Consider the following 23551-nt stretch of genomic DNA (forward strand, 5'->3'; position numbering starts at 1 on the left):
ATGCAATGGGAAGTTGTCATCGGGCTGGAGATTCACACCCAGCTCGCCACCCAGTCGAAGATTTTCTCCGGCAGCGCCACTACCTTCGGTTCCGAGCCGAACACCCAGGCCAGCCTGATCGACCTGGGCATGCCCGGCGTACTGCCGGTGCTCAACCAGGAAGCGGTGCGCATGGCGTGCATGTTCGGTCTGGCGATTGACGCCGAGATCGGCCATCACAACGTGTTCGCGCGCAAGAACTACTTCTACCCGGACCTGCCCAAGGGCTACCAGATCAGCCAGATGGAACTGCCGATTGTCGGCAAGGGCCACCTGGACATCGCCCTGGAAGACGGCACGGTCAAGCGCATCGGCATTACCCGCGCGCACCTTGAAGAAGACGCCGGCAAGAGCCTGCACGAAGACTTCAGCGGCTCCACCGGTATCGACCTGAACCGTGCCGGCACACCGCTGCTGGAAATCGTTTCCGAGCCGGAAATGCGCAGCGCCAAAGAAGCGGTGGCTTACGTCAAGGCCATCCACGCCCTGGTGCGCTACCTGGGCATCTGCGACGGCAACATGGCCGAAGGCTCGCTGCGTTGCGACTGCAACGTGTCGATCCGACCAAAAGGCCAGGTTGAGTTCGGTACCCGCTGCGAGATCAAGAACGTCAACTCGTTCCGTTTCATCGAGCGCGCGATCAACAGCGAAGTGCAGCGCCAGATCGAGCTGATCGAAGACGGCGGCAAGGTCATTCAGGAAACTCGCCTGTACGACCCGAACAAAGACGAAACCCGCTCCATGCGCAGCAAAGAGGAAGCCAACGACTACCGTTACTTCCCCGATCCAGACCTGCTGCCGGTGGTGATCGAAGGTGCGTTCCTCGACACCCTGCGCGCCACTCTGCCAGAGCTGCCACCGCAAAAGCGCGAACGCTTCCAGAGCCAGTTCAGTCTGTCGGCCTACGACGCCAACGTACTGGCCTCCAGCCGTGAACAGGCCGACTACTTCGAACAAGTGGTTGAAGTGTGTGGCGATGCCAAACTGGCTGCCAACTGGGTCATGGTCGAGCTGGGCAGCCTGCTCAACAAGCTGGGCCTGGAAATCGACCAGTCGCCGGTTAGTGCCGCGTACCTGGGCGGCATGCTCAAGCGCATCCTCGACAACACCATCAGCGGCAAGATCGCCAAGGTCGTGTTCGAGAAGATGGCCGCTGGCGAAGGCGATGCCGACCAGATCATCGAGGCCGAAGGCCTGAAACAAGTGACGGACAGCGGTGCGATCGAGAAGGTCCTGGACGAAATGCTCGCGGCCAACGCCGAGCAGGTCGAACAGTACCGCGCCGCCGATGAAGCCAAGCGCGGCAAGATGTTTGGCTTCTTCGTCGGTCAGGCGATGAAAGCGTCCAAGGGCAAGGCAAACCCGCAGCAAGTGAACCAATTGCTCAAGAGCAAGCTCGAAGGGTAATTGCGTCGCCTGCTTTTCGCGGGGCAAGCCCGCTCCCACAGTGTTCACCTGTAGGAGCGGGCTTGCCCCGCGAAGCCACCCCTTGGAGCACTAACACACATGTGGCGTCCCTTCAGCGCACTCGCGCTCTTTTCCCTGCTGGCCGGTTGCGCCAGCCACGATGTAGATCCCCGCGGTTACGACCAGTCCGGCACCGCCTCCTATTACGGCTCCCGCCACCACGGTAAACGCACCGCCAGCGGCGAACCCTTCAATCAAAATGCCATGACTGCGGCCCATCGCAGCCTGCCCTTCGGCACCCAGGTCAAGGTCACCAACCTGAAGAACGACCGCAGCGTGATCGTGCGTATCAACGACCGCGGCCCGCACACCCGTGGCCGATTGATTGACCTGTCACGTGCCGCAGCAGAAAAACTCGGCATGATCCGTAGCGGAACCGCGCGCGTACGGGTACAAAGTCTCAGCGACTGAACCTGATACGGAGCATCACCATTTTCGACCTGGCCGCCTTACCCACCTTCAGCCTGCTACAGATGGCCTTTGGCTTGCTGCTGCTCATTGCCGGTGCCGAATTGCTGGTTCGCGCAGCACTGCGCCTGGCCGCCAGCCTGCAAGTGCGCCCACTGATCATCGGCTTGAGCCTGGTGGCCTTCGGCAGCAGTGCACCGCAGCTTACCGTCAGCCTGCAAGCGGCTTACAGCGGCGCGCCGGATGTGGCGGTAGGCAGCGTGATTGGCAGCAACATATTCAATATCCTGGTGACCCTTGGCCTTGCCGCCCTGATCATTCCCTTGCGCGTCTCGCGCCAGCTGGTGCGCCTGGACATCCCGCTGATGATCGGCGCCAGCCTGGTGGTGTACCTGCTGGCGCTCAACGAACTGCTCGGACGCCTGGAGGGCGCGCTACTGCTGCTCGGCCTGGTGGCCTACCTGGCGGTGCTCTGGCATCAGTCGCGGCACTACGCCCGTACTTTTCCGGCCCCTGGCCCTCGCCCTCAACAAGGGGCAGGCTTCTGGCTCACCAGCCTGCTGCTGATGCTGACGGGGTTGGGTTTGCTGAGCGTGGCCGGGCACCTGTTGCTGGAGGCGGCCGTTGAAGTGGCGGGCGACCTGGGACTGTCGGAGCGGGTCATCGGGCTGACCGTGGTGGCGATCTGCACCTCGCTACCCGAACTGGCCACCTCGCTGATCGCCGCCCTGCGCGGTGAGCGCGAAATTGCCGTGGGTAACGTCATCGGCAGCAACCTGTTCAACTTGCTCGCGGTGCTGGGTCTGACCGCTCTGGTAGCCCCGGAGCCGCTGTCGATCTCACCCAATGCCCTGGATTTTGACCTGCCGGTAATGCTCGGTGTCGCCGTCCTGAGCCTGCCGGTGTTCTACTCCGGCTACCGGGTAACCCGCGCCGAAGGTCTGGTGTTTCTTGGCTTGTACCTGGCTTATGGTCTGCATGTGGTGGCCTTCACCATGGGCATACCACTGGCCACCCGCCTGGAAAAACTGATGCTGTTCTATGCACTGCCAGTGCTCGGGACGTTGCTGCTGTACACGACCCTGCGCGCCTGGCGCCGCCAACACTAAGGAAAACAAGATGGGCGATACCACCAAATCCGGCGAACACGTCCGCCGTCAGGTCATGGGCGACGCGTTTGTCGATCGTGCCTTGGGCAATGCCACTGAGTTCACCCAGCCGCTGCAAGACTTCGTCAACGAGCATGCCTGGGGCAGCGTCTGGAGCCGTGAAGGCTTGCCGCTGAAAACCCGCAGCCTGATCACCCTGGCCGCACTCACGGCACTCAAGTGCCCACAGGAACTTAAGGGTCACGTGCGTGGCGCCTTGAACAATGGCTGCAGTGTCGAGGAAATTCGCGAAGCGCTGCTGCATTGCGCAGTGTACGCCGGTGTACCGGCAGCCATTGATGCCTTTCGCGCCGCTCAAGAGGTGATCGACAGCTACCAGCAGAGCTGATCGATCACCCTCACAAGGCCGTCAGTTGGCAGTAACGGCGGCCTTCTCACCCTTCTTCTTCAGCCAGAAGGCCACCGCCAGCACCGCCAGCCAGGCTGGGATCAGCAGCACCGAAATGCGGATACCCGGCGTCAGGTACATGATCACCAGAATCAGGGCGAGAAACGCCAGGCACACGTAGTTGGTGAGCGGGTAACCCCAGCTTTTATAGAATGTGGTCTGGCCAGCCGCCGCTTTGGCACGGCGGAACTTCAGGTGGGTGATGCTGATGATGCCCCAGTTGATCACCAGCGACGACACCACCAGCGCCATCAACAGGCCAAAGGCTTCGGCCGGCATCAGGTAGTTGATCACCACGCACAAGCCAGTCGCCAACGCCGAAATCCCCAGCGCCGCCAACGGTACGCCACGCGCATTGACCTTGAGCAGACGCTTGGGCGCATCGCCTTGGGTTGCCAGGCCAAACAGCATGCGGCTGTTGCAATACACACAGCTGTTATAAACCGATAGCGCCGCCGTGAGCACCACCAGGTTGAGGATGGTCGCGACCAGGTTGCTGTCCAGGGCGTGGAAAATCATCACGAACGGGCTGCCGCCCTGCACGACTTTCTGCCACGGATACAGTGACAACAGCACCGCCAGGGCACCGATGTAGAAAATCAGGATGCGATAGATCACCTGGTTGGTTGCACGCGGAATGCTGTGCTTGGGGTTGTCGGCTTCGGCCGCCGTGATCCCCACCAGCTCCAGGCCGCCAAAGGAAAACATGATCACCGCCAGCGCCATCATCAGCCCGCTGACGCCATTGGGGAAGAACCCGCCGTATTGCCACAGGTTGGCGACGCTGGCATCAGGACCACCGTTGCCGCTGATCAGCAAGTACCCCCCGAAGGCGATCATGCTGACAATGGCAACCACCTTGATCAAAGCAAACCAGAACTCCATCTCGCCAAACACCTTCACTTGGCTGAGGTTGATCAGGTTGATGATGACGAAGAAGATTGCCGCCGTTGCCCAGGTAGGGAAGCCGGGCCACCAGTACTGGATGTAGATCCCCACGGCGGTCAGCTCGGCCATGCCGACCAACACGTACAGCACCCAGTAGTTCCAGCCGGACATGAAGCCGGCGAATTCACTCCAGTAGCGGTGGGCAAAGTGACTGAAGGTGCCGGAAACCGGCTCTTCGACCACCATCTCGCCCAACTGGCGCATGATAAAGAAGGCAATCAAGCCGGCAATGGCGTAACCCAACAGCACCGATGGGCCGGCCAGCTGGATGGTCTGGGCAATCCCCAGGAACAAACCGGTGCCGATCGCGCCACCCAGCGCAATCAACTGAATGTGGCGATTTTTCAGCCCGCGGTGTAACCGCTCCGGGGTGATCTCTTCTTGCATGTAGTGTCCTCGAGGCTAAGAGGCCGTATTGGAATTATTTTTCACAGGATCTAGATCCAGCCGCCCCACTGCAAGAAAAAGATGCCGATATTGGTGGTAATAGCGGCCATCAGCGTGGTTATTACAATAATTGCCGCCGCTAACTGGTGATTGCCATTGGTCGACCGTGCCATCACATAGCTCGCCGCAGCGGTGGGGCTGCCGAAGTAAAGGAACAAGATACCCAGCTCGGCACCCCGGAACCCACAGAGAAAAGCTCCCAGGGTGGCAAGCAGAGGCAACCAGACCATCTTGAGCAGGCTCACGCTCAGCGCGATCCCGCCACTTTGCCGTAATGACGCCAGCGACAAGGTGCCACCAATACAGATCAACGCCAGTGGCAGGGTCATCTGTGCCAGGTAGTCACTCGAGGTCAGCAGCCAGTTCGGCAGTGCCACTTGAGCGTAGGCCATCACCGCTGCCACCAGCACGCTGATGATCAAAGGATTGCGCAAGATGCTCTTGCAGATGCTCCACGGGTCGGACTTGGCGCTTGGGCTGTACACCGCCAGCACCACCACCGACAACGAGTTGTAGAGCAGGATTACCAGGCCAGCGAGAACCGCGCCCAGCGAAATGCCATAGTCACCGTACATACTGGCCGCCAGTGCCAGGCCGATCACCCCGTTGTTACCGCGAAACGCGCCCTGGGTGTAGATCCCGCGGTCTTCGCGCGGGCAGCGCCAGATGGCCAGGCCCCAGGCCAGGCCGAAACCGATCAGGGTTGCGATGGCGAAGTACAGCAACAGCCCCGGCTGCACCGCCGCGCTCAGGTCGGCGTGATAGATCCCCAGAAACAGCAACGCCGGCATACAGACGTTGAAGACCAGTGCTGACGCGGTATGGATGAAGCCGTCATTGATCGCATTGATGCGTTTAAGCAGCACGCCCATGAACAGCATGGCAAAGACCGGCGCCGTGATGTTCAGCGTCTGGAGAAAAAGGGCGAGCATGCACGGCGATCCTGGTGGCTGTCGTTAGGAGGCTAATGATACGCCAACAACAGCTGTCGCGGAGCATGTAGGAGCGGGCTTGCCCCGCGATGCGGTGTGCCTGATGAACCGCTATCGCGGGGCAAGCCCGCTCCTACAGGAAGTCAGCCCGGGGGTCAGCGCCGAACCGGGCGTTTCTGCAGTTTGCGCTGCAAGGTACGCCGGTGCATGCCCAGCGCCCGCGCGGTGGCCGAGATGTTGCCTTCGTGCTCGGTCAGCACCCGCTGAATATGCTCCCACTGCAGGCGGTCAACCGACATGGGGTTTTCCGGCACCAGGCTGTCGAGGTCAGCGTGCTCGGACAGCAGCGCTGCCAACACGTCATCGGCATCGGCCGGTTTGCACAGGTAGTTGCAGGCACCACGCTTGATGGCCTCGACCGCCGTGGCAATGCTGGAGTAACCGGTGAGGATTACCACGCGCATTTCCGGGTCGAGCTCAAGCAGCTTGGGCAGCAGCACCAGGCCCGAGTCGCCGTCCATTTTCAGGTCCAGGGTAGCGTAGTCGGGCACGTCCTGCTGCGCCAGCACCAAGCCTTCTTCAGCGGAGCCCGCTGTGCTCACGCGAAAACCCCGACGACTCATGGCCCGGGCCATGACGCGGGTAAAGGTGGCGTCGTCATCTACCAGCAACAGGTGCGGGAGCTCTTCGCCTTCAACCTGGATTTCATCACTCATCACACTTCTCCTCGCGCATCACGCGGCAGGCGTAGCTCGGTGAGCGTACCGCCTTCCTCATGACTATAGAGTTTTACCGAGCCGCCAGCACGGGTGACGCTGGCCTTGCTCAAGAACAGGCCCAGGCCAAAGCCTTTGCCCTTGGTAGTAAAGAACGGTTTACCGATGGCCTCGGCAATGGCCGCCGGCACGCCCGGACCATGATCCCGAATGCTGATCACCATATCGTGCGCATCCCAGTCCAGGCGCACTTCAAGGTCATCCGGACAGGCATCAGCTGCATTGTTCAACAGGTTCAGCAGCGCCTGGGTCAAATCAGGCGGCGGCGCCAGGCGCGGCACGCTGCCCTGGCCCAGGCGCTGGAAGCGATAGCTGGCTTCGGGGCGCATCAGGTGCCAGCGGTTGAGGGCTTCATCCAGCCAGGCGGTGACTTCCTGATTTTCCACGGCCATGCGCCGGTTGGCTTCTGCAGCCCGCACCAGGTTTTGCAGGGTTTCCTTGCACAGCTTGACCTGATCCTGCAGCACTGCCAGGTCTTCTTGCAGCAGCGGGTCGCTGTGGTCCTGGCGCATTTCCTTGATCAGTACGCTCATGGTCGCCAGCGGCGTGCCCAGTTCGTGGGCGGCACCGGCAGCCTGGGTAGCGACGGCCAACAGTTGCTCATCGCGCAGGCCCTCTTCACGCCGCTCGGCGCGCAGTTGCTCCTGACGGCGCAATTCTTCGGCCATTTTTGCCGCAAAGAAGGTGATCACCGCAGCGGCCAGGGCAATGCTCAACCACATGCCATAGACCTGCATTTTTTCCCGCGCCATCGGGAAGGTCTCGAGTGGGTAGAACTGCACCAGCAGCAAGCTGTACGCCGCCAGGGCAATGCCCGAAAGAATCAGCGAATACACCCACGGCAAGGTCACCGCAGCAATCGCCAACGGCACCAGGTAATAAGACACGAAGGGGTTGGTCGAGCCGCCGGAGTAGTACAGCAAGGCGCTATGGATCAACAGGTCGCAGGCCAGCTGGAGGGCATATTCCATCTCGGTGACCGGCAACGACAGGCGCAGGCGCAATGCGGTGAACGCACACAGCAAGCTCGACAAGCCAAGCGTGATAACCAGCGACAGCCAAGGTAGCGGCAGCAGCTCGGTCCAGTAGGCAACGCCCACCGAGCCGGCCTGGGCGGCCAATACCAGAATGCGGATGAAAGTCAGGCGCCAGAGGTTCTGACGTGTTGCCGATAACAGTTGTACGGGGGCGAGCATGAGCTCTCCTGATGAGTGCTCCAGGGCGAATCGTGGCGAGTATACCGAAGCTGTGCCGCGCTCTGCAGGCATGCGGCAAAGCGCCACACTTTTTTACAGATCAATGATGGCCTTTTTGAACCTCACTACACTCTTGCGAGTCTCATGGGCCTGCGTGGAATGGATTTCAGTGCGTCCACGCCTCATTTTCAAGGAGTCATACATGCTTAATTCCCGCCGCAGCGCCGCCCTGGTAATGGCCACCAGCCTGCTCGCCAGCCTGCCTGCACTGGCCGAAGCGCCACGTTACAACCAGATCTCGCTGCGCGCTGAAGTCAGCAAGGAAGTCCCGCGCGACCTGATGGTGGTGACCCTGTACAGCGAAGCGCAGAACAGCGATCCGGGCAAGCTGGCCAAGGAAATCACCGAAACCATGAACAAGGCGGTGCAACAGGCCCGCGAGGTCAAGGAAGTTAAAATCAGCCAGGGCAGCCGAAACAGCTATCCGATCTACGACAACAAGGGCCAGAAGATCACCGGCTGGCGTGAACGCGCCGAGCTGCGCCTGGAAAGCGCCGACTTCCCAGCCTTGTCCAAGCTCACCGGCGAGTTGCTGCAACAGCTGAAGATGGGCGGCATGGACTTCTCCATCGCCCCGGCCACGCGCAAAACCAGCGAAGACGAACTGCTCAAGGATGCTGTCAACGCCTTCAAGACCCGCGCTCAACTGGCCACCGAGGCCCTGGGTGGCAAAAGCTACAAAGTGGTCAACCTGAACCTCAACAGCAGTGGCTATCCTCACCCTTACATGCGCAGCGCGCCGATGATGATGAAAGCCAGCATGGATGCCGAAGGCGCAGCACCGAGCCCCGAGATCGAAGCCGGTACCAGCCAGGTCAGCCTCAGTGCCGACGGTACCATCGAAGTGCAAATGCCCTGAGTAGCGTTACTTTTTGTACTGTTTCGCGGCAGCCCTGACTGCCGCGAACAGGGTTACCTGCCGCAACCAAGCGCACCATTCTGGTGCCAGGCGTGACCACGCCTACGCATAACGTCTCCGAAACATATTGAATTACCCCCTCGCAAACGATCAACTCCGTAGAAAATTATACGGATGCGACATTCCTGTACGTTCGTCCCACTGTTTCTCCCGACACATCCTTTTGAGTGTTGCATTGGGTATGGGGCCTGCATAAGTATCCGCAGGTCGGCTCACGAGGCCACCTCAAATTCAAAAATGACAACAATGAGGCCACCATGCTCAAACACGCGGTCATTCCGTTCCTGGTCGGCGCAGGCTTGCTTGCCGGCGCACCTTCTGCCCTCGCGGCAACCAATCTGGTGTTCTGCTCCGAAGGCAGCCCTGCTGGCTTCGACCCAGGTCAATACACCACAGGAACCGACTTCGATGCCTCAGCCGAGACTGTTTTCAACCGCCTGAGCCAGTTTGAACGTGGCGGCACTGCTGTTATTCCGGGCCTGGCAACCAGCTGGGATGTTTCCGACGACGGCCTGACCTACACCTTCCATCTGCGCCAAGGGGTCAAGTTCCACACCACCGACTTCTTCAGGCCCACCCGCGAATTCAACGCCGACGACGTGCTGTTCACCTTCAATCGGATGCTCGACAAGGACATGCCGTTCCGTAAGGCCTACCCGACCGAGTTCCCGTACTTCACCGACATGGGCATGGACCAAAACATTGCCAAGGTCGAGAAGCTTGACGATCACACCGTCAAGTTCACCCTCAACGGCGTCGATGCCGCGTTCATCCAGAACCTGGCAATGAGCTTCGCCTCGATCCAGTCCGCCGAATACGCCGATCAGCTACTCAAGCAAGGCAAACCTGCTGACATCAACCAGAAGCCGATCGGTACCGGGCCATTCGTGTTCAGCAAGTACCAGAAAGACGCGCAGATCCGCTTTAAAGGCAACAAGGACTACTGGCAGCCCGAGGACGTGAAGATCGACAACCTGATCTTCGCCATCACCACCGACGCCTCGGTGCGTATGCAAAAGCTGAAAAAGAACGAGTGCCAGGTCACCCTGTTCCCGCGCCCGGCCGACATCGAGCCGCTCAAGGCTGACCCGAACCTGAAGATGCCTGACCAGGCCGGCTTCAACCTGGGTTACATCGCCTACAACGTGATGGACAAGATCAAGGGCAGCAACGAACCCAACCCGATGGCCCAGCTCAAGGTCCGTGAGGCGCTGGACATGGCGGTGAACAAGCCGGAGATCATCAAGTCGGTGTATCAGGGCGCCGGTCAACTGGCGGTCAATGCCATGCCGCCAACCCAATGGTCGTACGACACCACCATCAAAGACGCACCGTTCGACCCGGAGAAAGCCAAGCAACTGCTCAAGGAAGCCGGCGTCAAGGAAGGTACCGAAATCACCCTGTGGGCGATGCCGGTGCAACGTCCATACAACCCAAATGCCAAACTGATGGCCGAAATGCTGCAGTCTGACTGGAAGAAGATCGGCATCAACGCGAAGATCGTCAGCTACGAGTGGGGTGAGTACATCAAGCGCTCCAAAGGCGGCGAAAACGGCGCCATGCTCATCGGTTGGAGCGGTGACAATGGTGACCCGGACAACTGGCTCGGCACCCTGTTCGGCTGCGATGCGATTGCCGGCAACAACTTCTCCAAATGGTGTGATCCTGAATACGACAAGCTGATCAAGCAGGCCAAGGCCACCTCCGATCAGGCCAAGCGTACCGAGTTGTACAAGCAAGCCCAGCACCGCCTCAAAGACCAGGTGCCGATGACCCCTATCGCCCACTCCACGGTCTATCAACCCATGCGCAACACCGTACAGGACTTCAAGATCAGCCCGTTCGGTTTGAACTCCTTCTATGGGGTAAGCGTGAGCAAATAGCAGCCGCCCTGCCAACCCTGCGATGCCGGTATCCGGCATCCGGGGTTGCCTGTGGCTGACCGGGAAGACGTGAGCAAATGTTACGACACGGAAAAGTCGCAGCATCTCCGAGAAAATTCCTACACACCCTTGCGTAATTGCAACCTAGCAGCGGACACACGTCGCACCTAACGTCGTGAGTACCGCCACGGGTGCTCTGCGCCTGGCTGTGCGCTCTGGACCGCTGAACAACAACAAAGGACAAGGGATCGCCATGCGCCGTACCGCATTTTTTACAACGCTACTAGGCCTCGGCCTGCTTACCCAGGCCCCACTGAGCCTGGCCAAGAATCTGGTGTTTTGCTCCGAGGGCAGCCCCGGTGGTTTCGACACCGCCCAGTACACCAGCGCCACCGACAACGATGCTGCTGAGCCGATCTACAACCGCCTGGTCGAGTTCGAGCGCGGCGCGACTGCGGTCAAACCGGCATTGGCTACCCGCTGGGAAGTTTCGCCCGACGGCCTGACCTACACCTTCCACTTGCGCGAAGGCGTGAAGTTTCACAGCAACAAAACTTTTACCCCCAGCCGCGACTTCAATGCCGATGACGTGCTGTTCACCTTCAACCGCATGCTTGATCGTCAGCACCCGTTCCGTAAGGCCTACCCCACCGAGTTTCCGTACTTTGTCGGCATGAGCCTGGACAAGAACATTGCCCGGGTCGAGAAGACCGCGCCGATGACCGTGGTGTTTACCCTCAACAGCATTGATGCCGCGTTCGTGCAGAACCTGGCGATGAGTTTCGCCTCCATCCTTTCCGCCGAATACGCCCATCACCTGATGGTTTCCGGGCGCCCCAGCGACATCAATCAGCAACCGATTGGCACCGGCCCATTCGTGTTCCAGCGTTACCAGAAGGACTCGCAGATCCGCTATCGCGGCAACAAGGACTACTGGGACCCAAACCAGGTCAAACTTGAACAACTGATCTTCTCGATCAACACCGACCCTTCCGTACGCATTCAAAAGCTGCGCAAAAATGAATGTCAGGTCACCGTGAACCCACGCCCGGCGGATCTCGATGCGCTGAAAAGCGATGCAAAACTGCAGGTGATCGAAAAGCCCGGCTTCAACCTCGGTTACATCGCCTACAACGTGCAACACAAACCCTTCGACCAACTGCAGGTTCGCCAGGCCATGGACATGGCGGTGAACAAGTCAGCCATCGTCCAGGCGGTGTATCAGCATGCCGGGCAACTGGCGGTTGGCAGCATGCCGCCAACGCAGTGGTCGTATGACGACAGTATCAAGGACGCCGCGTACAACCCGGACAAGGCCCGTGAGTTGCTGAAAGCCGCCGGGGTCAAGGAAGGCACCGAAATCACCTTGTGGGCCATGCCAGTGCAACGCCCGTACAACCCCAACGCCAAGCTGATGGCCGAGATGCTGCAGGCCGACTGGGGCAAGATCGGCTTCAAGGTCAAGATTGTCAGCTACGAGTGGGGCGAATACCTCAAGCGCACCAAGGACGGCGAACACGATATCTCGCTGATCGGCTGGACGGGCGACAACGGTGACCCGGACAACTGGCTGGGCACCTTGTACAGCTGCGATGCCATCGGCAGTAACAACTACTCCATGTGGTGCGACCCGCAGTACGACGCGCTGGTCAAGCGGGCCAAGACCATCACCGACCGTGAACAGCGCAGCGTGATTTATCAACAGGCCCAACAGTTGCTCAAGCAACAAGTGCCGATCACCCCGATCGCCCACTCGACGGTCAACCAACCGCTCAGTGCCAAGGTCGAGGACTTCAAGGTAAGCCCCTTCGGGCGCAACGTCTTCTCTGGCGTAAGCCTGGATTAAACCCTGCATCGGTCAAGGGAGTGCGACCCACTCCCGCGACTCCGTGCAGCCTGAATATGCGCGTTTGTCGCAGAACAAACGTTTGCAGCCCTTGTTTCACCGCAAAAAACGCCCGGCTCACAAGGCTAGGCGCCAACTAATAAAAAGATAAGAAAGGGAGCTTTACCTTGAAACGATCCACATCTGCAGTATTGGCCTTGTCCCTCAGCAGCCTGTCGGCCATGGCCCAGGCTGAAACCGTCAGCCAGGACTTCGTGCCTATCAGCGTCAAATCCACCAGCGCGCAAAGCGCAGCCAGCGGCTTCATCGAAGGGCAAAGCCTGTCCGGTTCGACCCGTAACTGGTATGCCCGCGAGCGCGCCACACGCGCGCCGCTGTGGAAGTACTACAAGAGCGATGGCAGCCGCCACGACACCCACAGCCGCGACAACTGGGTGCAAGGCACCATCCTCAACTACAGCTCGGGCTTTACCGAAGGCACCATCGGCTTCGCCACTGAAGTCGCCGCCTACAACGCCATCGCCCTGGAGCAAGGCCGCGCCGCCGTGGCCGGGCCGAACAACCGTACCCTGACCCACAGCGACGGCGATGTCATCGGCCAGTGGAGCAAAATGGGCCTGGCCAACGTCAAGGCCCGTGTTTCCAACACCACCCTGACTGCCGGTCGCCAGTCGGTCGATACCCCGGTGATCGCCTTCATCGGCAACCGTGCGCTGCCATCGAGCTTCCAGGGTGTGAGTATTCACAGCGAAGAGTTCGATAACCTGTCGTTCGACGCTGGCACCTTCGACCGTGTGTCACCGCGTACCGAACAGAGCCTGAGCAAATTTCGCTCCGAGTATGGCAATGGCACGGAAACCGACCGCATCAGCATGGTCGGCCTCAACTACCAGCCGCTCAAGAGCCTGACCACCAGCCTGTACGCCTCCAAAGTCGATGACTTCTGGAACCAGTACTACGTCGGCGCCAATCACGTGCTCGGCGACAGCTCGGTGCTGAGCCTGACCACCGGCTTGAACTACTACAAAACCCAGGACGAAGGCCAACGCAAGCTCGGCGAAATCGACAACGACACCTACAGTCTGTCGCTGGGCCTGACCCATCAGGCGCACAACCTGACCTTCTCCTACCAGCAGGTCAACGGTAACGAATACTTCGACTACCTGCATGAAACCAACGCCATTTTCCTGGCCAACTCCCTGCTCTCGGACTTCAACGGCCCGAACGAAAAATCCATGCAGATCGCCTACGTGCTGAACATGGCCCAGTACGGTGTGCCTGGCCTGAAGTTCAACCTGTACAACGCCCGTGGCTGGGGTATCGATGGCACCCACTACACCGGCACCGCCTACGACGTGAAAAACCTCGACGGCGAAAACCACTACGAGTGGGGCATCGGCACCAGCTACGCGGTACAAAGCGGTGCGCTCAAGGACACGACCGTCCGGGCCACCTATACCGCACACCGTGCCAGCAAAAACCAGGGCGACGGCAGCCTCGATGAGCTGCGCATCGTCACCACCATTCCGTTCAACATTCTTTAAGTGCGCCAGTTGCCACGGCCGGTTCACTGAATCGGGCGTGGCGGCTACGCTGGCTTAATTGATAGCAGGGAGGTTTCATGAAATTGCTACCGCTACAGGCTGCCCTGGCAGCCATCCTGTTGAGTGCTGCGGCGGGCCTGGCGGCCAAGCCGCTGGTGGTGTGTACCGAAGCCAGCCCGGAAGGCTTCGATATTGTTCAATACACCACGGCAGTTACCGCTGACGCATCGGCCGAAACCGTGTTCAACCGCCTGGTCGACTTCAAGCCCGGCACCACTGACATCCAGCCAGCCCTGGCCGAACGCTGGGAGATCAGCGACGACGGCCTGACCTACACCTTCCACCTGCGCCAAGGGGTGAAGTTTCACACCACCGACTACTTCACGCCGACCCGGGAAATGAACGCCGATGACGTGCTGTGGAGTTTCCGCCGTCAGCTGGACCCGAATCACCCGTGGCATAACAAAACCAGCATCGGCTTTCCGTATTTCGAGAGCATGGGGTTCAAAGACCTGCTCAAAAGCGTCGAGAAAACTGACGACCACACCGTGGTGTTCACCCTCACCCGCCCTGAAGCACCCTTCCTGCCTGACCTGGCGATGGCCTTCACCTCGATCTACTCCGCCGAGTACGGCGACCAGTTGCTCAAGGCCGGCAAGACCGCCGAGCTCAACAGCAAACCGATCGGCACCGGCCCGTTCATTTTCCAGCGCTACGTCAAAGACGCCCAGGTGCGCTACAAGCCCAACCCTGACTACTTCCGTGGCAAGCCACCGGCCGATGCGCTGATCTTCGCGATTTCCAGCGACAACAACGTGCGCCTGCAAAAGCTCAAAGCCAACGAATGCCAGGTAGCGCTCTACCCCAAGCCCGATGATGTGCAGAACATCAAGACGGATCCCAAGCTGAAAGTGGCCGAGATGGAAGCGTTGACCACCGGCTACATTTCGCTCAATACCGAGCACAAGTACCTGAGCGATGTACGCGTGCGCAAAGCCATCAACATCGCCTTCGACCGCCAGACCCACGTCGACCAATTGTTCGGCAAGGGCAACGCGCTGGTCGGCGTCAATCCCTACCCACCGACGCTGATGGGCTACAACACCGCCAACCAGAATCCACCACGTGACCTGGACAAAGCCCGCGCCCTGCTCAAGGAGGCCGGTGTGCCGGAAGGTACGGTCCTCACCCTGTTCACCCGCAACGGTGGTGGGCCGACCAACCCCAACCCGCAACTGAGCGCACAGATGCTCCAGGCCGACCTGGCCAAGATCGGCTTGAAGGTCGAAATCCGCGTGATGGAATGGGCCGAAATGCTGCGCCGCGCGAAAAACGGCGAAGCTGACATGGTTTCGACCGGCTGGGCTGGCGATAACGGCGATCCGGACAACTTTCTCACCCCGCTGCTGAGCTGCGATGCGGTGAAAAGTGGTGAGAACTATGCCCGCTGGTGCAATCAGACATTCCAGACGTTGATCGACAAAGCACGCACCATCACCGATACGAATGAGCGCGCAGCGCTCTATGCAAAGGCGCTGGCGGTGTACGATGAGGATCAACCGTGGATCAGCATGGCGCATCCAAAGATGTTTACCGCCATGCGTGCAAACGTGGAGGGGTACCACATCAACCCCCTCACCAATAACAACTTCGCCACTACCCAGGTGAAGTAGAACAAGAACGACCGCCGGCGCCCTACCCGGGTGCTGGCGGGCATGCCTGACCGGCTGATGAGGTACACCAGAAGATGTTAAGTTTTATTGCCCGGCGTTTGGGACTCTTGATCCCGACCTTCTTCGGCATCACCTTGCTGACGTTCGCGCTCATACGGCTGATACCCGGAGATCCGGTTGAAGTCATGATGGGAGAACGCCGGGTCGACCCGGAAATGCACGCCCAGGCCATGGAGCGCCTCGGCCTGAACAAACCGCTGCCCGAGCAGTACCTGGACTACGTCAGCAAGCTGGCCCAAGGTGATCTTGGCGAGTCGCTGCGTACCCGCGAAAGCGTGTGGAGCGAGTTTCTCACCCTGTTCCCGGCGACCCTGGAACTGGCCATTGCGGCACTGTTCTTCGCCGGCATCATCGGCCTGCTGGCCGGGGTGATCGCCGCCCTCAAGCGCGGCTCGCTGTTCGACCACGGCGTCATGGGCATTTCCCTGGCGGGCTACTCGATGCCGATCTTCTGGTGGGGCCTGATTCTGATCATGTTCTTCTCGGTCAGCCTGGGCTGGACCCCGGTCTCCGGGCGCATCGACCTGCTGTACGACATCGAGCCGAAAACCGGTTTCATGCTGATCGATACCCTGCTCAGCGACGAAGAAGGCGCGTTCAAAGACGCCCTGATGCACCTGATTCTGCCGGCCATCGTGCTGGGCACCATTCCGCTGGCGGTGATCGCCCGCATGACCCGCTCGTCGATGCTCGAAGTGCTGCGCGAAGACTACATCCGCACCGCTCGGGCCAAAGGCCTGTCGCCGGCACGGGTGGTGTTCGTACATGGCCTGCGCAACGCCTTGATCCCGGTACTGACCGTATTCGGCCTGCAGGTCGGCACCTTGCTGGCGGGCGCGGTACTGACCGAAACCATCTTTTCCTGGCCGGGCATCGGCAAGTGGCTGATTGAAGCCATCGGCGCCCGTGACTACCCCGTGGTACAGAACGGCATCCTGTTGATTGCCTGCCTGGTGATCCTGGTCAACTTCGTCGTGGACATCCTCTACGGCCTGGTTAACCCACGCATCCGTCATCAGCGCTGAGGGCCATGTCATGACAACTCCACTTGCCAAATCCGTCACTACCCAAGCCACTGCCGTTGACCAGAGCCTGCTCTACCCTTCGCCCTACAAAGAGTTCTGGCAGGCGTTTTCACGCAACAAAGGCGCCGTTGCCGGGCTGATGTTCATGAGCGTCGTGGTGTTTTGCGCGCTGTTCGCGCCGTGGGTCGCTCCGCACAACCCCAGCGAGCAATACCGCGACTTTCTGCTGACTCCGCCGGTATGGCTCGAAGGCGGCACCTGGCAGTTCATTCTCGGCACCGACGAACTCGGCCGTGACCTGCTCTCGCGCCTGATCCAGGGCTCGCGCCTGTCGCTGCTGATCGGCCTGTCGTCGGTGGTGATCTCGCTGATTCCGGGGATTTTCCTCGGCCTGCTGGCCGGCTTCTTTCCGCGCCTCCTCGGCCCATCGATCATGCGCCTGATGGATGTGATGCTGGCCTTGCCCTCGTTGCTGCTGGCCGTGGCCATCGTCGCCATCCTCGGCCCTGGCTTGATGAATACCGTGATCGCGATTGCCATCGTCGCCCTGCCGTCTTATGTGCGTCTGACCCGCGCGGCGGTCATGGGTGAACTGAACCGTGACTACGTCACCGCTGCCCGCCTGGCCGGTGCCAGCCTGCCACGACTGATGTTCGTCACCGTACTGCCCAACTGCATGGCGCCACTGATCGTTCAGGCCACCTTGAGTTTCTCCTCGGCGATTCTCGATGCTGCGGCCCTGGGCTTCCTCGGCCTGGGTGTGCAGCCGCCAACCCCTGAGTGGGGCACCATGCTGGCTTCGGCCCGTGACTACATCGAACGCGCCTGGTGGGTAGTGAGCCTGCCGGGTCTGACCATTTTGCTCAGCGTGCTGGCAATCAACCTGATGGGTGACGGACTGCGCGATGCGCTGGACCCGAAACTCAAGAATGCCGCCTGAGGAGATCGCCATGTCACTTCTAGAAATCAAGAATCTGAACGTGCGCTTTGGCGATGCCAACGCGGTGCCGGTGGTTGATGGTCTCGACCTGACGGTGAACGAGGGCGAGGTGCTGGCCATTGTCGGTGAGTCTGGCTCAGGCAAGTCGGTGACCATGATGGCCTTGATGGGCCTGATCGATGCCCCCGGGCGGATCACCGCCGACGCCCTGACCTTCGACGGCACCAACATGCTCAAGCTCAGCGGCCGGCAACGGCGCAAGGTGGTCGGCAAGGATATGGCGATGGTCTTCCAGGACCCGATGACCGCCCTCAACCCGAGCTACACCGTGGGTTTCCAGATCGAAGAGGTGCTACGCCAGCACCTCGGCCTGCGCGGTAAAGCGGCGCGCCAACGCGCGCTGGAGCTGCTCAAGAAGGTCGAGATTCCAGCAGCCGAAAGCCGTCTGGACGCCTATCCGCATCAACTCTCTGGCGGTATGAGCCAGCGCGTGGCAATCGCCATGGCCATCGCCGGTGAGCCCAAGTTGTTGATCGCTGACGAACCGACCACCGCACTGGACGTAACCATCCAGGCGCAGATCATGGAGCTGCTGCTCAACCTGCAGAAAGAGCAGAACATGGCCCTGATTCTGATCACCCACGACCTGGCCGTGGTCGCCGAAACCGCCAAGCGCGTCTGTGTGATGTATGCCGGGCAAGCGGTGGAAGTCGGTCAGGTGCCTGAGCTGTTCGATGTGCCTGCCCACCCCTACAGCGAAGCCCTGCTGGCGGCGATCCCCGAACACAGTGAAGGCGCCGAGCGCCTGGCGACCTTGCCGGGTATCGTCCCCGGTCGCTACGACCGTCCTGAAGGCTGCCTGCTGTCACCGCGCTGCCCGTATGTGCAGGACAACTGCCGACGCCAGCGCCCTACCCTTGATCCCCAGGCGCACAGCCAGGTCCGTTGTTTCTACCCGCTGAACCAGGAGGTGGCGTAATGACCGTCGTCCTTACCGCCCGTGAACTGACCCGTCACTACGAAGTTTCCCGTGGCCTGTTCAAAGGCCATGCCCTGGTCCGTGCACTCAATGGTGTGTCGTTTGAACTTGAAGCAGGCAAGACCCTGGCTGTAGTGGGTGAGTCAGGTTGCGGCAAATCGACCCTGGCCCGGGCGCTGACCCTGATCGAAGAACCTTCCTCCGGCTCGCTGAAAATTGCCGGTCAGGAAGTCGCCGGGGCCAACAAGGCCGAACGCAAACAACTGCGTAAAGACGTGCAGATGGTGTTCCAGAGCCCTTACGCCTCGCTCAACCCGCGGCAGAAAATCGGTGACCAACTGGCCGAGCCGCTGCTGATCAACACCAACCTGTCGAAGAGCGAACGGCGGGAAAAAGTCCAGGCGATGATGCAGCAGGTCGGCTTGCGCCCGGAGCATTACCAGCGTTATCCGCACATGTTCTCCGGTGGTCAGCGCCAGCGTATCGCCCTGGCGCGGGCCATGATGCTGCAACCGAAAGTGCTGGTAGCCGATGAACCAACCTCGGCGCTCGACGTGTCGATCCAGGCCCAGGTGCTGAACCTGTTCATGGACCTGCAGAAAGAGTTCAACACCGCTTACGTGTTCATCTCCCACAACCTGGCGGTGGTGCGCCATGTTGCCGATCAGGTGCTGGTGATGTACCTCGGCCGCCCGGCGGAAATGGGGCCCAAGGAGGATATCTACAGCAAGCCGTTGCACCCTTACACCCAGGCGCTGCTGTCGGCCACCCCGACCATTCATCCAGACCCGCTCAAACCGAAGATCAAGATCGCCGGTGAGCTGCCCAACCCGCTGAACCCACCAACCGGTTGCGCTTTCCATAAGCGCTGCCCGTATGCCACTGAGCGTTGTGCGGCTGAAGAGCCAGCGTTCCGGCCGGTGGGGACGCGGCAGGTGGCGTGTCATTACGCGGAGCAATTCTTGTAAATCAATCGCGGGACAAGCCCGCTCCCACAGGGATTTTCACCACCGCTGTGGGAGCGGGCTTGACCCGCGATTAAAGCCTCCCTCACTATCTGCCAATGACCCCAAACCCACTCCCCGACGGCCCGGAACAAACCCCGGAAACCGCCGCCACCGTCATGCGATATCACCTGTGTTGGAAGCATCGCGACCTGGACGGGGTAATGGCCTTGTACCATCCAGATATCCAGTACAACGACTTCTTCCTCAACCGCGTGATGCACTACGCCGAGTTGCGCGATTACGTACGCGCCAGCATGCCGCGCGAGGTCGATGAAGATATCGTCCACAGCGACCGTATCCGCGTCGATGGCTGTACCGCCTTTATTCAGTATCAAGTGACGCTGCGCGGCGGCGAAGGCCTGGTGGCATTCCAGTCCAGCGAAGCGATCACTGTGCGCGACGGGCTGATCTGGCGGGTCAATGAATATGCCTCGCTGGTACGGGAAGCCAAGCCGCAACCCGGTCAATCGGATGTGCGCCCGACCATCAGCCGCCTGGGCCTGTCGCCCCGGCAATTGAGCGCCATGGCTCAGGACCTCGAAGACTACTTCCTGCGTCAGCAGCCCTACCTCGACCCGGAACTCGACCTGCAACGGGTAGCCCGCGAGAGCGGTTACAGCCGTAACCAGATCTCCTACCTGCTCAACCAGGTGCTCGGCCAAAGTTTCTACCGCTACGTCAACCAGGCACGCCTGCAGCACCTGCTCAAAGGCCTGGAATTGTCGCCTGCCAACGCCAAGGTCGACGACCTGGCCTTTGCCGCCGGTTTCAATTCGCTGTCGGCTTTCTACAAGTGTTTTCGCCAGCACACCGGGCTTTCGCCCAAGGCCTGGGTCAAGCAGAATTCTCTGCGTGCACGCAGCTAAGACAACGCCCCCCGCCAGCTTCTAGGATCGCCCACAGACCGTAACGGATGTGGAGCCGAACAGCATGCAGGCATGGCGCAAGATCAGCCTTTGGATGGACCAGCTCGATGAGCCACTGAGCCCGCGTGCGGCGCTGCAGCAGGATCTGGACGTGGATGTCTGCATCATCGGCGCCGGTTACACCGGGCTCTGGACTGCCTACTACCTCAAGCAGCAGGCGCCACAGCTGAACATCGCCATCGTTGAAGCCAACATCGCCGGCTTCGGCGCCTCCGGGCGCAATGGTGGCTGGCTGATGGGCAACTTGCTGGGCGAAGACCGTCTGCTGGCGGCCAGTTCCGCCGAGCAACGCCGTGCCTCCTACGACCTGCTGCATGGCATTCCCGATGAAGTGCAACGCGTGCTCGAACGCGAAGCCATCGACTGCGACTACCGCAAAGGCGGGGTGCTGTACTGCGCAGCGCGCTACCCGGAGCAGCAAGCGACCCTGCGCGCTTACCTCGACAAACTCTACAAACAAGGCTTGAACGAAGCCGATTACCGCTGGCTGAGCCCGGAACAACTGGCGACACAGCTGCGCGTGCGTAAACCCTACGGGGCGATCTTCAACCCCAACGTGGCCACCATTCAACCGGCCAAGCTGGTGCGCAGCCTGGCGCGTACGGTAGAAGGCCTGGGCGTGCGCTTGTACGAAAACAGCCCGGTGATCGACTGGCGATCGGGTGAGGTGCGCACGGCGCATGCTCGCGTCAAATGCCAGTGGCTGGTGCCGGCCGTCGAAGGCTACTCGGTCAACCTGCCGCCACTGGGGCATTACCAGATGCCGGTGCAGAGCCTGATCGTTGCCACCGAGCCATTGCCACAAGATGTCTGGGAAAAGATCGGCCTCAACCGTGGCCAGGCCTTCAGCGAAAACAGCCGCCAGGTCACCTACGGCCAACGCAGCGCCGACAACCGCCTGATATTCGGCGCCCGTGGCGGATACCGCTTTGCCGGGCGCCTGCGCGAAAACTTCGACCTCACCACCAGTGAAATCGAACTGCGCCGCTACCTGTTCGGCGAATTGTTCCCACAGCTCAAGGACGTTGCCATCACCCACGCCTGGGGCGGCAATTTAGGGATGGCCCGGCGCTTCCAGCCGCACATGCTGTGTGACCGCAAACAAGGCATCGCCCTGGCCGGTGGCTACGGTGGCGAGGGCGTCGGCGCCAGCAACCTGGGCGGACGCACCCTGGCCGAGCTGATTCTCGAACGGCGCAGCGAGCTGACCGAACAACCCTGGGTCCATGCCGACAGCGCGCTGTCGCGTCTCAAAGGCTGGGAGCCGGAGCCGTGCCGCTGGCTGGGCTACAACGCCATCATCAAGAGTTTCGTCCATGAGGACCAGACCCTCGCCAACCCCGACAGCGCACCGTGGCGCCGCCGCCTGGCCAGTGGTGTCGCGGACTTCATGGAAGGTTTCATGCGCTGACTTTTCGTTCCCCCTGCACAGGATTCACCGGTATGAGCATTACCCAGTTCAAGAACACCGACACTGTCGCCTTACAAGAATCGAACCCGGTCGCCGTGCCCCTCGGTGAGCCTGTATCGATTGCCTCGGTGACCGCTGTCGAGCGCACTGACGGCGTCGAAACCGGAATCTGGGAATGCACCCCAGGGCGCTGGCGGCGGCAGATTGTGCAGCAGGAGTTTTGCCACTTCATCAAAGGCCGCTGCACCTTCACCCCGGATGGTGGCGAGCCGCTGACCATCGAAGCTGGCGACGCAATCATGCTGCCAGCAAACAGCACCGGCATCTGGGACATCCAGGAGACCGTGCGCAAAACCTACGTACTGATTTTCTGATCATTTGATCGCCTGCCTCCTTCGATAAAAACAGACAAAGCAAGGAATCCAGACATGCGCCCATTGCTCATCGCCCCGCTGTTGCTGGCGACATCCATGGCCCAGGCGGCCGACTCGGTGAAGATCTACAACTGGTCCAGCTACATCGCCCCCGATACCCTGAAAAACTTCCAGCAAGCCAGCGGCATCGTGCCGACCTACGACGTGTTCGACAGCAACGAAACCCTCGACGGCAAGCTGATGACCGGCAACTCCGGCTATGACGTGGTATTCCCCTCCAACCACTTCATGGCCCGGCAGATCCAGGGCAAGGCGCTCAAAAAACTCGACAAGAGTCAGCTGCCGAACTGGCAGAACCTCAACCCGGTGCTGCTCAAGGCGTTGGAGGTGAACGACCCGGGCAACCAATACGGCTTCCCCTACCTGTGGGGCAGTACCGGCATCGGTTACAACATCGACAAGGTCAAGGCTGTGCTGGGCGACGATGCACCAGTGGATTCCTGGGACCTGATCTTCAAACCCGAATACATCAGCAAGCTGAAAAGCTGTGGCGTCGCGGTGTTGGACAATGGCCCGGAACTGCTGCCCATCGCCCTGAACTACCTGGGCCTGCCGCACCACAGCCAGGACCCGAAGGACTACGACAAAGCCAAAGAACTGTTGATGAAAGTGCGCCCTTACATCAGCTACTTTCACTCCTCCAAGTACACCGGCGACCTGGCCAATGGCGACGTTTGCGTCGTGGTGGGTTTCTCGGGCGATGTGCTGCAGGCGAAAAACCGTGCAGAGGAAGCGAAGAACGGCATACAGGTCGGCTACTCGATCCCGAAAGAAGGCGCGCCGATGTGGTTTGACATGGTTGCCATGCCGGCCGACGCCCCGGACGAAAAAGCCGGCTACGCCTACATGAACTACCTGTTGCAACCAGAAGTGATGGCCAATATCAGCAACTACGTGCAGTACGCCAACGGCAACCACAAAGCCGATACGCTGGTAGACCCGGCCCTGAAGGCCAACACCATGATCTACCCGAGCGACGAAATGCTCGGCAAGCTGTATGCACTGGAAGCGATGCCAGCCAAGATCGACCGCATTCGTACGCGGATCTGGACCAGTATCAAGGCAGGGAACTGA

21 protein-coding genes are annotated in these 23551 nt (G+C 60.4%); 17 read left to right on the forward strand and 4 right to left on the reverse strand.

The genetic code is table 11. The annotated features are described in order from the left end of the window. The 4 genes from gatB (at position 1) to ACVWSC_RS23605 (ending at position 3411) form a co-directional block, all read left to right on the forward strand. The gene (gene gatB, locus ACVWSC_RS23590; protein ID WP_442109448.1) at positions 1–1446 is read left to right on the forward strand and encodes an Asp-tRNA(Asn)/Glu-tRNA(Gln) amidotransferase subunit GatB; all 1446 of its coding nucleotides are present in this window, start codon (positions 1–3) and stop codon (positions 1444–1446) included. A 99-nt stretch (positions 1447–1545) separates the two neighbouring features. Then, positions 1546–1917 carry a septal ring lytic transglycosylase RlpA family protein gene (locus ACVWSC_RS23595; RefSeq protein ID WP_442109449.1) on the forward strand — a complete coding sequence of 124 codons (372 nt, stop codon included), beginning with the start codon at positions 1546–1548 and terminating at the stop codon, positions 1915–1917. Positions 1918–1979: 62 nt separating this feature from the next. Next, positions 1980–3023 (forward strand): calcium/sodium antiporter, encoded by a 1044-nt coding sequence (locus ACVWSC_RS23600; RefSeq protein ID WP_442109450.1) that lies wholly within the window; start codon positions 1980–1982, stop codon positions 3021–3023. Positions 3024–3033: 10 nt separating this feature from the next. Then, positions 3034–3411: a carboxymuconolactone decarboxylase family protein gene (locus ACVWSC_RS23605; RefSeq protein ID WP_442109451.1), complete on the forward strand. Its 378-nt coding sequence runs from the start codon at positions 3034–3036 to the stop codon at positions 3409–3411. 21 nt (positions 3412–3432) lie between these two features. Here the strand turns inward: ACVWSC_RS23605 and ACVWSC_RS23610 are convergent, their stop codons facing one another. The 4 genes from ACVWSC_RS23610 to ACVWSC_RS23625 all read right to left on the reverse strand — a co-directional run bounded on the left by ACVWSC_RS23610 (position 3433) and on the right by ACVWSC_RS23625 (position 7770). Further along, the gene (locus ACVWSC_RS23610) at positions 3433–4806 is read right to left on the reverse strand and encodes an amino acid permease (RefSeq protein WP_442109452.1); all 1374 of its coding nucleotides are present in this window, start codon (positions 4804–4806) and stop codon (positions 3433–3435) included. Positions 4807–4856: 50 nt separating this feature from the next. Then, a complete protein-coding gene (locus tag ACVWSC_RS23615) occupies positions 4857–5798 on the reverse strand; it encodes an AEC family transporter (RefSeq protein WP_442109453.1) in 942 nt (313 codons plus the stop codon). A 155-nt stretch (positions 5799–5953) separates the two neighbouring features. Continuing rightward, on the reverse strand, positions 5954–6514 hold the full coding sequence (locus tag ACVWSC_RS23620; RefSeq protein WP_045184713.1) for a response regulator transcription factor: 561 nt from the start codon (positions 6512–6514) through the stop codon (positions 5954–5956). Then, a complete protein-coding gene (locus ACVWSC_RS23625) occupies positions 6514–7770 on the reverse strand; it encodes an ATP-binding protein (RefSeq protein ID WP_442109454.1) in 1257 nt (418 codons plus the stop codon). The genes ACVWSC_RS23620 and ACVWSC_RS23625 overlap by 1 nt, the downstream gene beginning before the upstream one ends. A 202-nt stretch (positions 7771–7972) precedes the next feature. Between ACVWSC_RS23625 and ACVWSC_RS23630 the strand changes: the two genes are divergently transcribed. The 13 genes from ACVWSC_RS23630 (at position 7973) to ACVWSC_RS23690 (ending at position 23551) form a co-directional block, all read left to right on the forward strand. Further along, a complete protein-coding gene (locus tag ACVWSC_RS23630) occupies positions 7973–8689 on the forward strand; it encodes an SIMPL domain-containing protein (protein ID WP_442109455.1) in 717 nt (238 codons plus the stop codon). 317 nt (positions 8690–9006) lie between these two features. After that, complete coding sequence (locus ACVWSC_RS23635) at positions 9007–10632, forward strand: ABC transporter substrate-binding protein (protein ID WP_442109456.1); 1626 nt, start codon at positions 9007–9009, stop codon at positions 10630–10632. 253 nt (positions 10633–10885) lie between these two features. Continuing rightward, the gene (locus ACVWSC_RS23640) at positions 10886–12478 is read left to right on the forward strand and encodes an ABC transporter substrate-binding protein (RefSeq protein ID WP_442109457.1); all 1593 of its coding nucleotides are present in this window, start codon (positions 10886–10888) and stop codon (positions 12476–12478) included. A 221-nt stretch (positions 12479–12699) separates the two neighbouring features. Continuing rightward, positions 12700–14022 (forward strand): OprD family porin, encoded by a 1323-nt coding sequence (locus ACVWSC_RS23645; protein ID WP_442114362.1) that lies wholly within the window; start codon positions 12700–12702, stop codon positions 14020–14022. Between the two features lie 77 nt (positions 14023–14099). Then, the gene (locus tag ACVWSC_RS23650; protein WP_442109458.1) at positions 14100–15695 is read left to right on the forward strand and encodes an ABC transporter substrate-binding protein; all 1596 of its coding nucleotides are present in this window, start codon (positions 14100–14102) and stop codon (positions 15693–15695) included. A 74-nt stretch (positions 15696–15769) separates the two neighbouring features. Then, positions 15770–16780, forward strand: coding sequence for an ABC transporter permease subunit (locus ACVWSC_RS23655; protein WP_442109459.1), 1011 nt, complete (start codon positions 15770–15772; stop codon positions 16778–16780). A gap of 10 nt (positions 16781–16790) precedes the next feature. Further along, a complete protein-coding gene (locus ACVWSC_RS23660; RefSeq protein ID WP_442109460.1) occupies positions 16791–17720 on the forward strand; it encodes an ABC transporter permease subunit in 930 nt (309 codons plus the stop codon). A gap of 10 nt (positions 17721–17730) precedes the next feature. Beyond that, complete coding sequence (locus tag ACVWSC_RS23665) at positions 17731–18699, forward strand: ABC transporter ATP-binding protein (protein WP_442109461.1); 969 nt, start codon at positions 17731–17733, stop codon at positions 18697–18699. Continuing rightward, positions 18699–19667, forward strand: a complete 969-nt coding sequence (locus ACVWSC_RS23670) for a peptide ABC transporter ATP-binding protein (protein ID WP_442109462.1) — start codon at positions 18699–18701, stop codon at positions 19665–19667. The genes ACVWSC_RS23665 and ACVWSC_RS23670 overlap by 1 nt, the downstream gene beginning before the upstream one ends. A 95-nt stretch (positions 19668–19762) precedes the next feature. Beyond that, complete coding sequence (locus ACVWSC_RS23675; RefSeq protein ID WP_442109463.1) at positions 19763–20572, forward strand: AraC family transcriptional regulator; 810 nt, start codon at positions 19763–19765, stop codon at positions 20570–20572. A gap of 64 nt (positions 20573–20636) precedes the next feature. Beyond that, positions 20637–22043, forward strand: coding sequence for an NAD(P)/FAD-dependent oxidoreductase (locus tag ACVWSC_RS23680; RefSeq protein WP_442109464.1), 1407 nt, complete (start codon positions 20637–20639; stop codon positions 22041–22043). A gap of 32 nt (positions 22044–22075) precedes the next feature. Further along, positions 22076–22417 carry a cupin domain-containing protein gene (locus ACVWSC_RS23685; protein ID WP_442109465.1) on the forward strand — a complete coding sequence of 114 codons (342 nt, stop codon included), beginning with the start codon at positions 22076–22078 and terminating at the stop codon, positions 22415–22417. 54 nt (positions 22418–22471) lie between these two features. Further along, on the forward strand, positions 22472–23551 hold the full coding sequence (locus ACVWSC_RS23690; protein ID WP_442109466.1) for a polyamine ABC transporter substrate-binding protein: 1080 nt from the start codon (positions 22472–22474) through the stop codon (positions 23549–23551).

Source organism: Pseudomonas sp. NUPR-002, from assembly GCF_056322725.1.

What these genes read in the sequence shown, in the direction of transcription:
- ACVWSC_RS23655 (WP_442109459.1), top strand. Translation starts at nt 15,770, where the DNA reads ATGTTAAGTTTTATTGCCCGGCGTTTGGGACTCTTGATCCCGACCTTC.
- ACVWSC_RS23635 (WP_442109456.1), top strand. Translation starts at nt 9,007, where the DNA reads ATGCTCAAACACGCGGTCATTCCGTTCCTGGTCGGCGCAGGCTTGCTT.
- ACVWSC_RS23620 (WP_045184713.1), bottom strand. Translation starts at nt 6,514, where the DNA reads ATGAGTGATGAAATCCAGGTTGAAGGCGAAGAGCTCCCGCACCTGTTG.
- ACVWSC_RS23675 (WP_442109463.1), top strand. Translation starts at nt 19,763, where the DNA reads ATGACCCCAAACCCACTCCCCGACGGCCCGGAACAAACCCCGGAAACC.
- ACVWSC_RS23605 (WP_442109451.1), top strand. Translation starts at nt 3,034, where the DNA reads ATGGGCGATACCACCAAATCCGGCGAACACGTCCGCCGTCAGGTCATG.
- ACVWSC_RS23600 (WP_442109450.1), top strand. Translation starts at nt 1,980, where the DNA reads ATGGCCTTTGGCTTGCTGCTGCTCATTGCCGGTGCCGAATTGCTGGTT.
- ACVWSC_RS23665 (WP_442109461.1), top strand. Translation starts at nt 17,731, where the DNA reads ATGTCACTTCTAGAAATCAAGAATCTGAACGTGCGCTTTGGCGATGCC.
- ACVWSC_RS23625 (WP_442109454.1), bottom strand. Translation starts at nt 7,770, where the DNA reads ATGCTCGCCCCCGTACAACTGTTATCGGCAACACGTCAGAACCTCTGG.
- ACVWSC_RS23670 (WP_442109462.1), top strand. Translation starts at nt 18,699, where the DNA reads ATGACCGTCGTCCTTACCGCCCGTGAACTGACCCGTCACTACGAAGTT.
- ACVWSC_RS23660 (WP_442109460.1), top strand. Translation starts at nt 16,791, where the DNA reads ATGACAACTCCACTTGCCAAATCCGTCACTACCCAAGCCACTGCCGTT.
- ACVWSC_RS23650 (WP_442109458.1), top strand. Translation starts at nt 14,100, where the DNA reads ATGAAATTGCTACCGCTACAGGCTGCCCTGGCAGCCATCCTGTTGAGT.
- ACVWSC_RS23630 (WP_442109455.1), top strand. Translation starts at nt 7,973, where the DNA reads ATGCTTAATTCCCGCCGCAGCGCCGCCCTGGTAATGGCCACCAGCCTG.
- ACVWSC_RS23615 (WP_442109453.1), bottom strand. Translation starts at nt 5,798, where the DNA reads ATGCTCGCCCTTTTTCTCCAGACGCTGAACATCACGGCGCCGGTCTTT.
- gatB (WP_442109448.1), top strand. Translation starts at nt 1, where the DNA reads ATGCAATGGGAAGTTGTCATCGGGCTGGAGATTCACACCCAGCTCGCC.
- ACVWSC_RS23610 (WP_442109452.1), bottom strand. Translation starts at nt 4,806, where the DNA reads ATGCAAGAAGAGATCACCCCGGAGCGGTTACACCGCGGGCTGAAAAAT.
- ACVWSC_RS23680 (WP_442109464.1), top strand. Translation starts at nt 20,637, where the DNA reads ATGCAGGCATGGCGCAAGATCAGCCTTTGGATGGACCAGCTCGATGAG.
- ACVWSC_RS23690 (WP_442109466.1), top strand. Translation starts at nt 22,472, where the DNA reads ATGCGCCCATTGCTCATCGCCCCGCTGTTGCTGGCGACATCCATGGCC.
- ACVWSC_RS23645 (WP_442114362.1), top strand. Translation starts at nt 12,700, where the DNA reads ATGGCCCAGGCTGAAACCGTCAGCCAGGACTTCGTGCCTATCAGCGTC.
- ACVWSC_RS23640 (WP_442109457.1), top strand. Translation starts at nt 10,886, where the DNA reads ATGCGCCGTACCGCATTTTTTACAACGCTACTAGGCCTCGGCCTGCTT.
- ACVWSC_RS23685 (WP_442109465.1), top strand. Translation starts at nt 22,076, where the DNA reads ATGAGCATTACCCAGTTCAAGAACACCGACACTGTCGCCTTACAAGAA.
- ACVWSC_RS23595 (WP_442109449.1), top strand. Translation starts at nt 1,546, where the DNA reads ATGTGGCGTCCCTTCAGCGCACTCGCGCTCTTTTCCCTGCTGGCCGGT.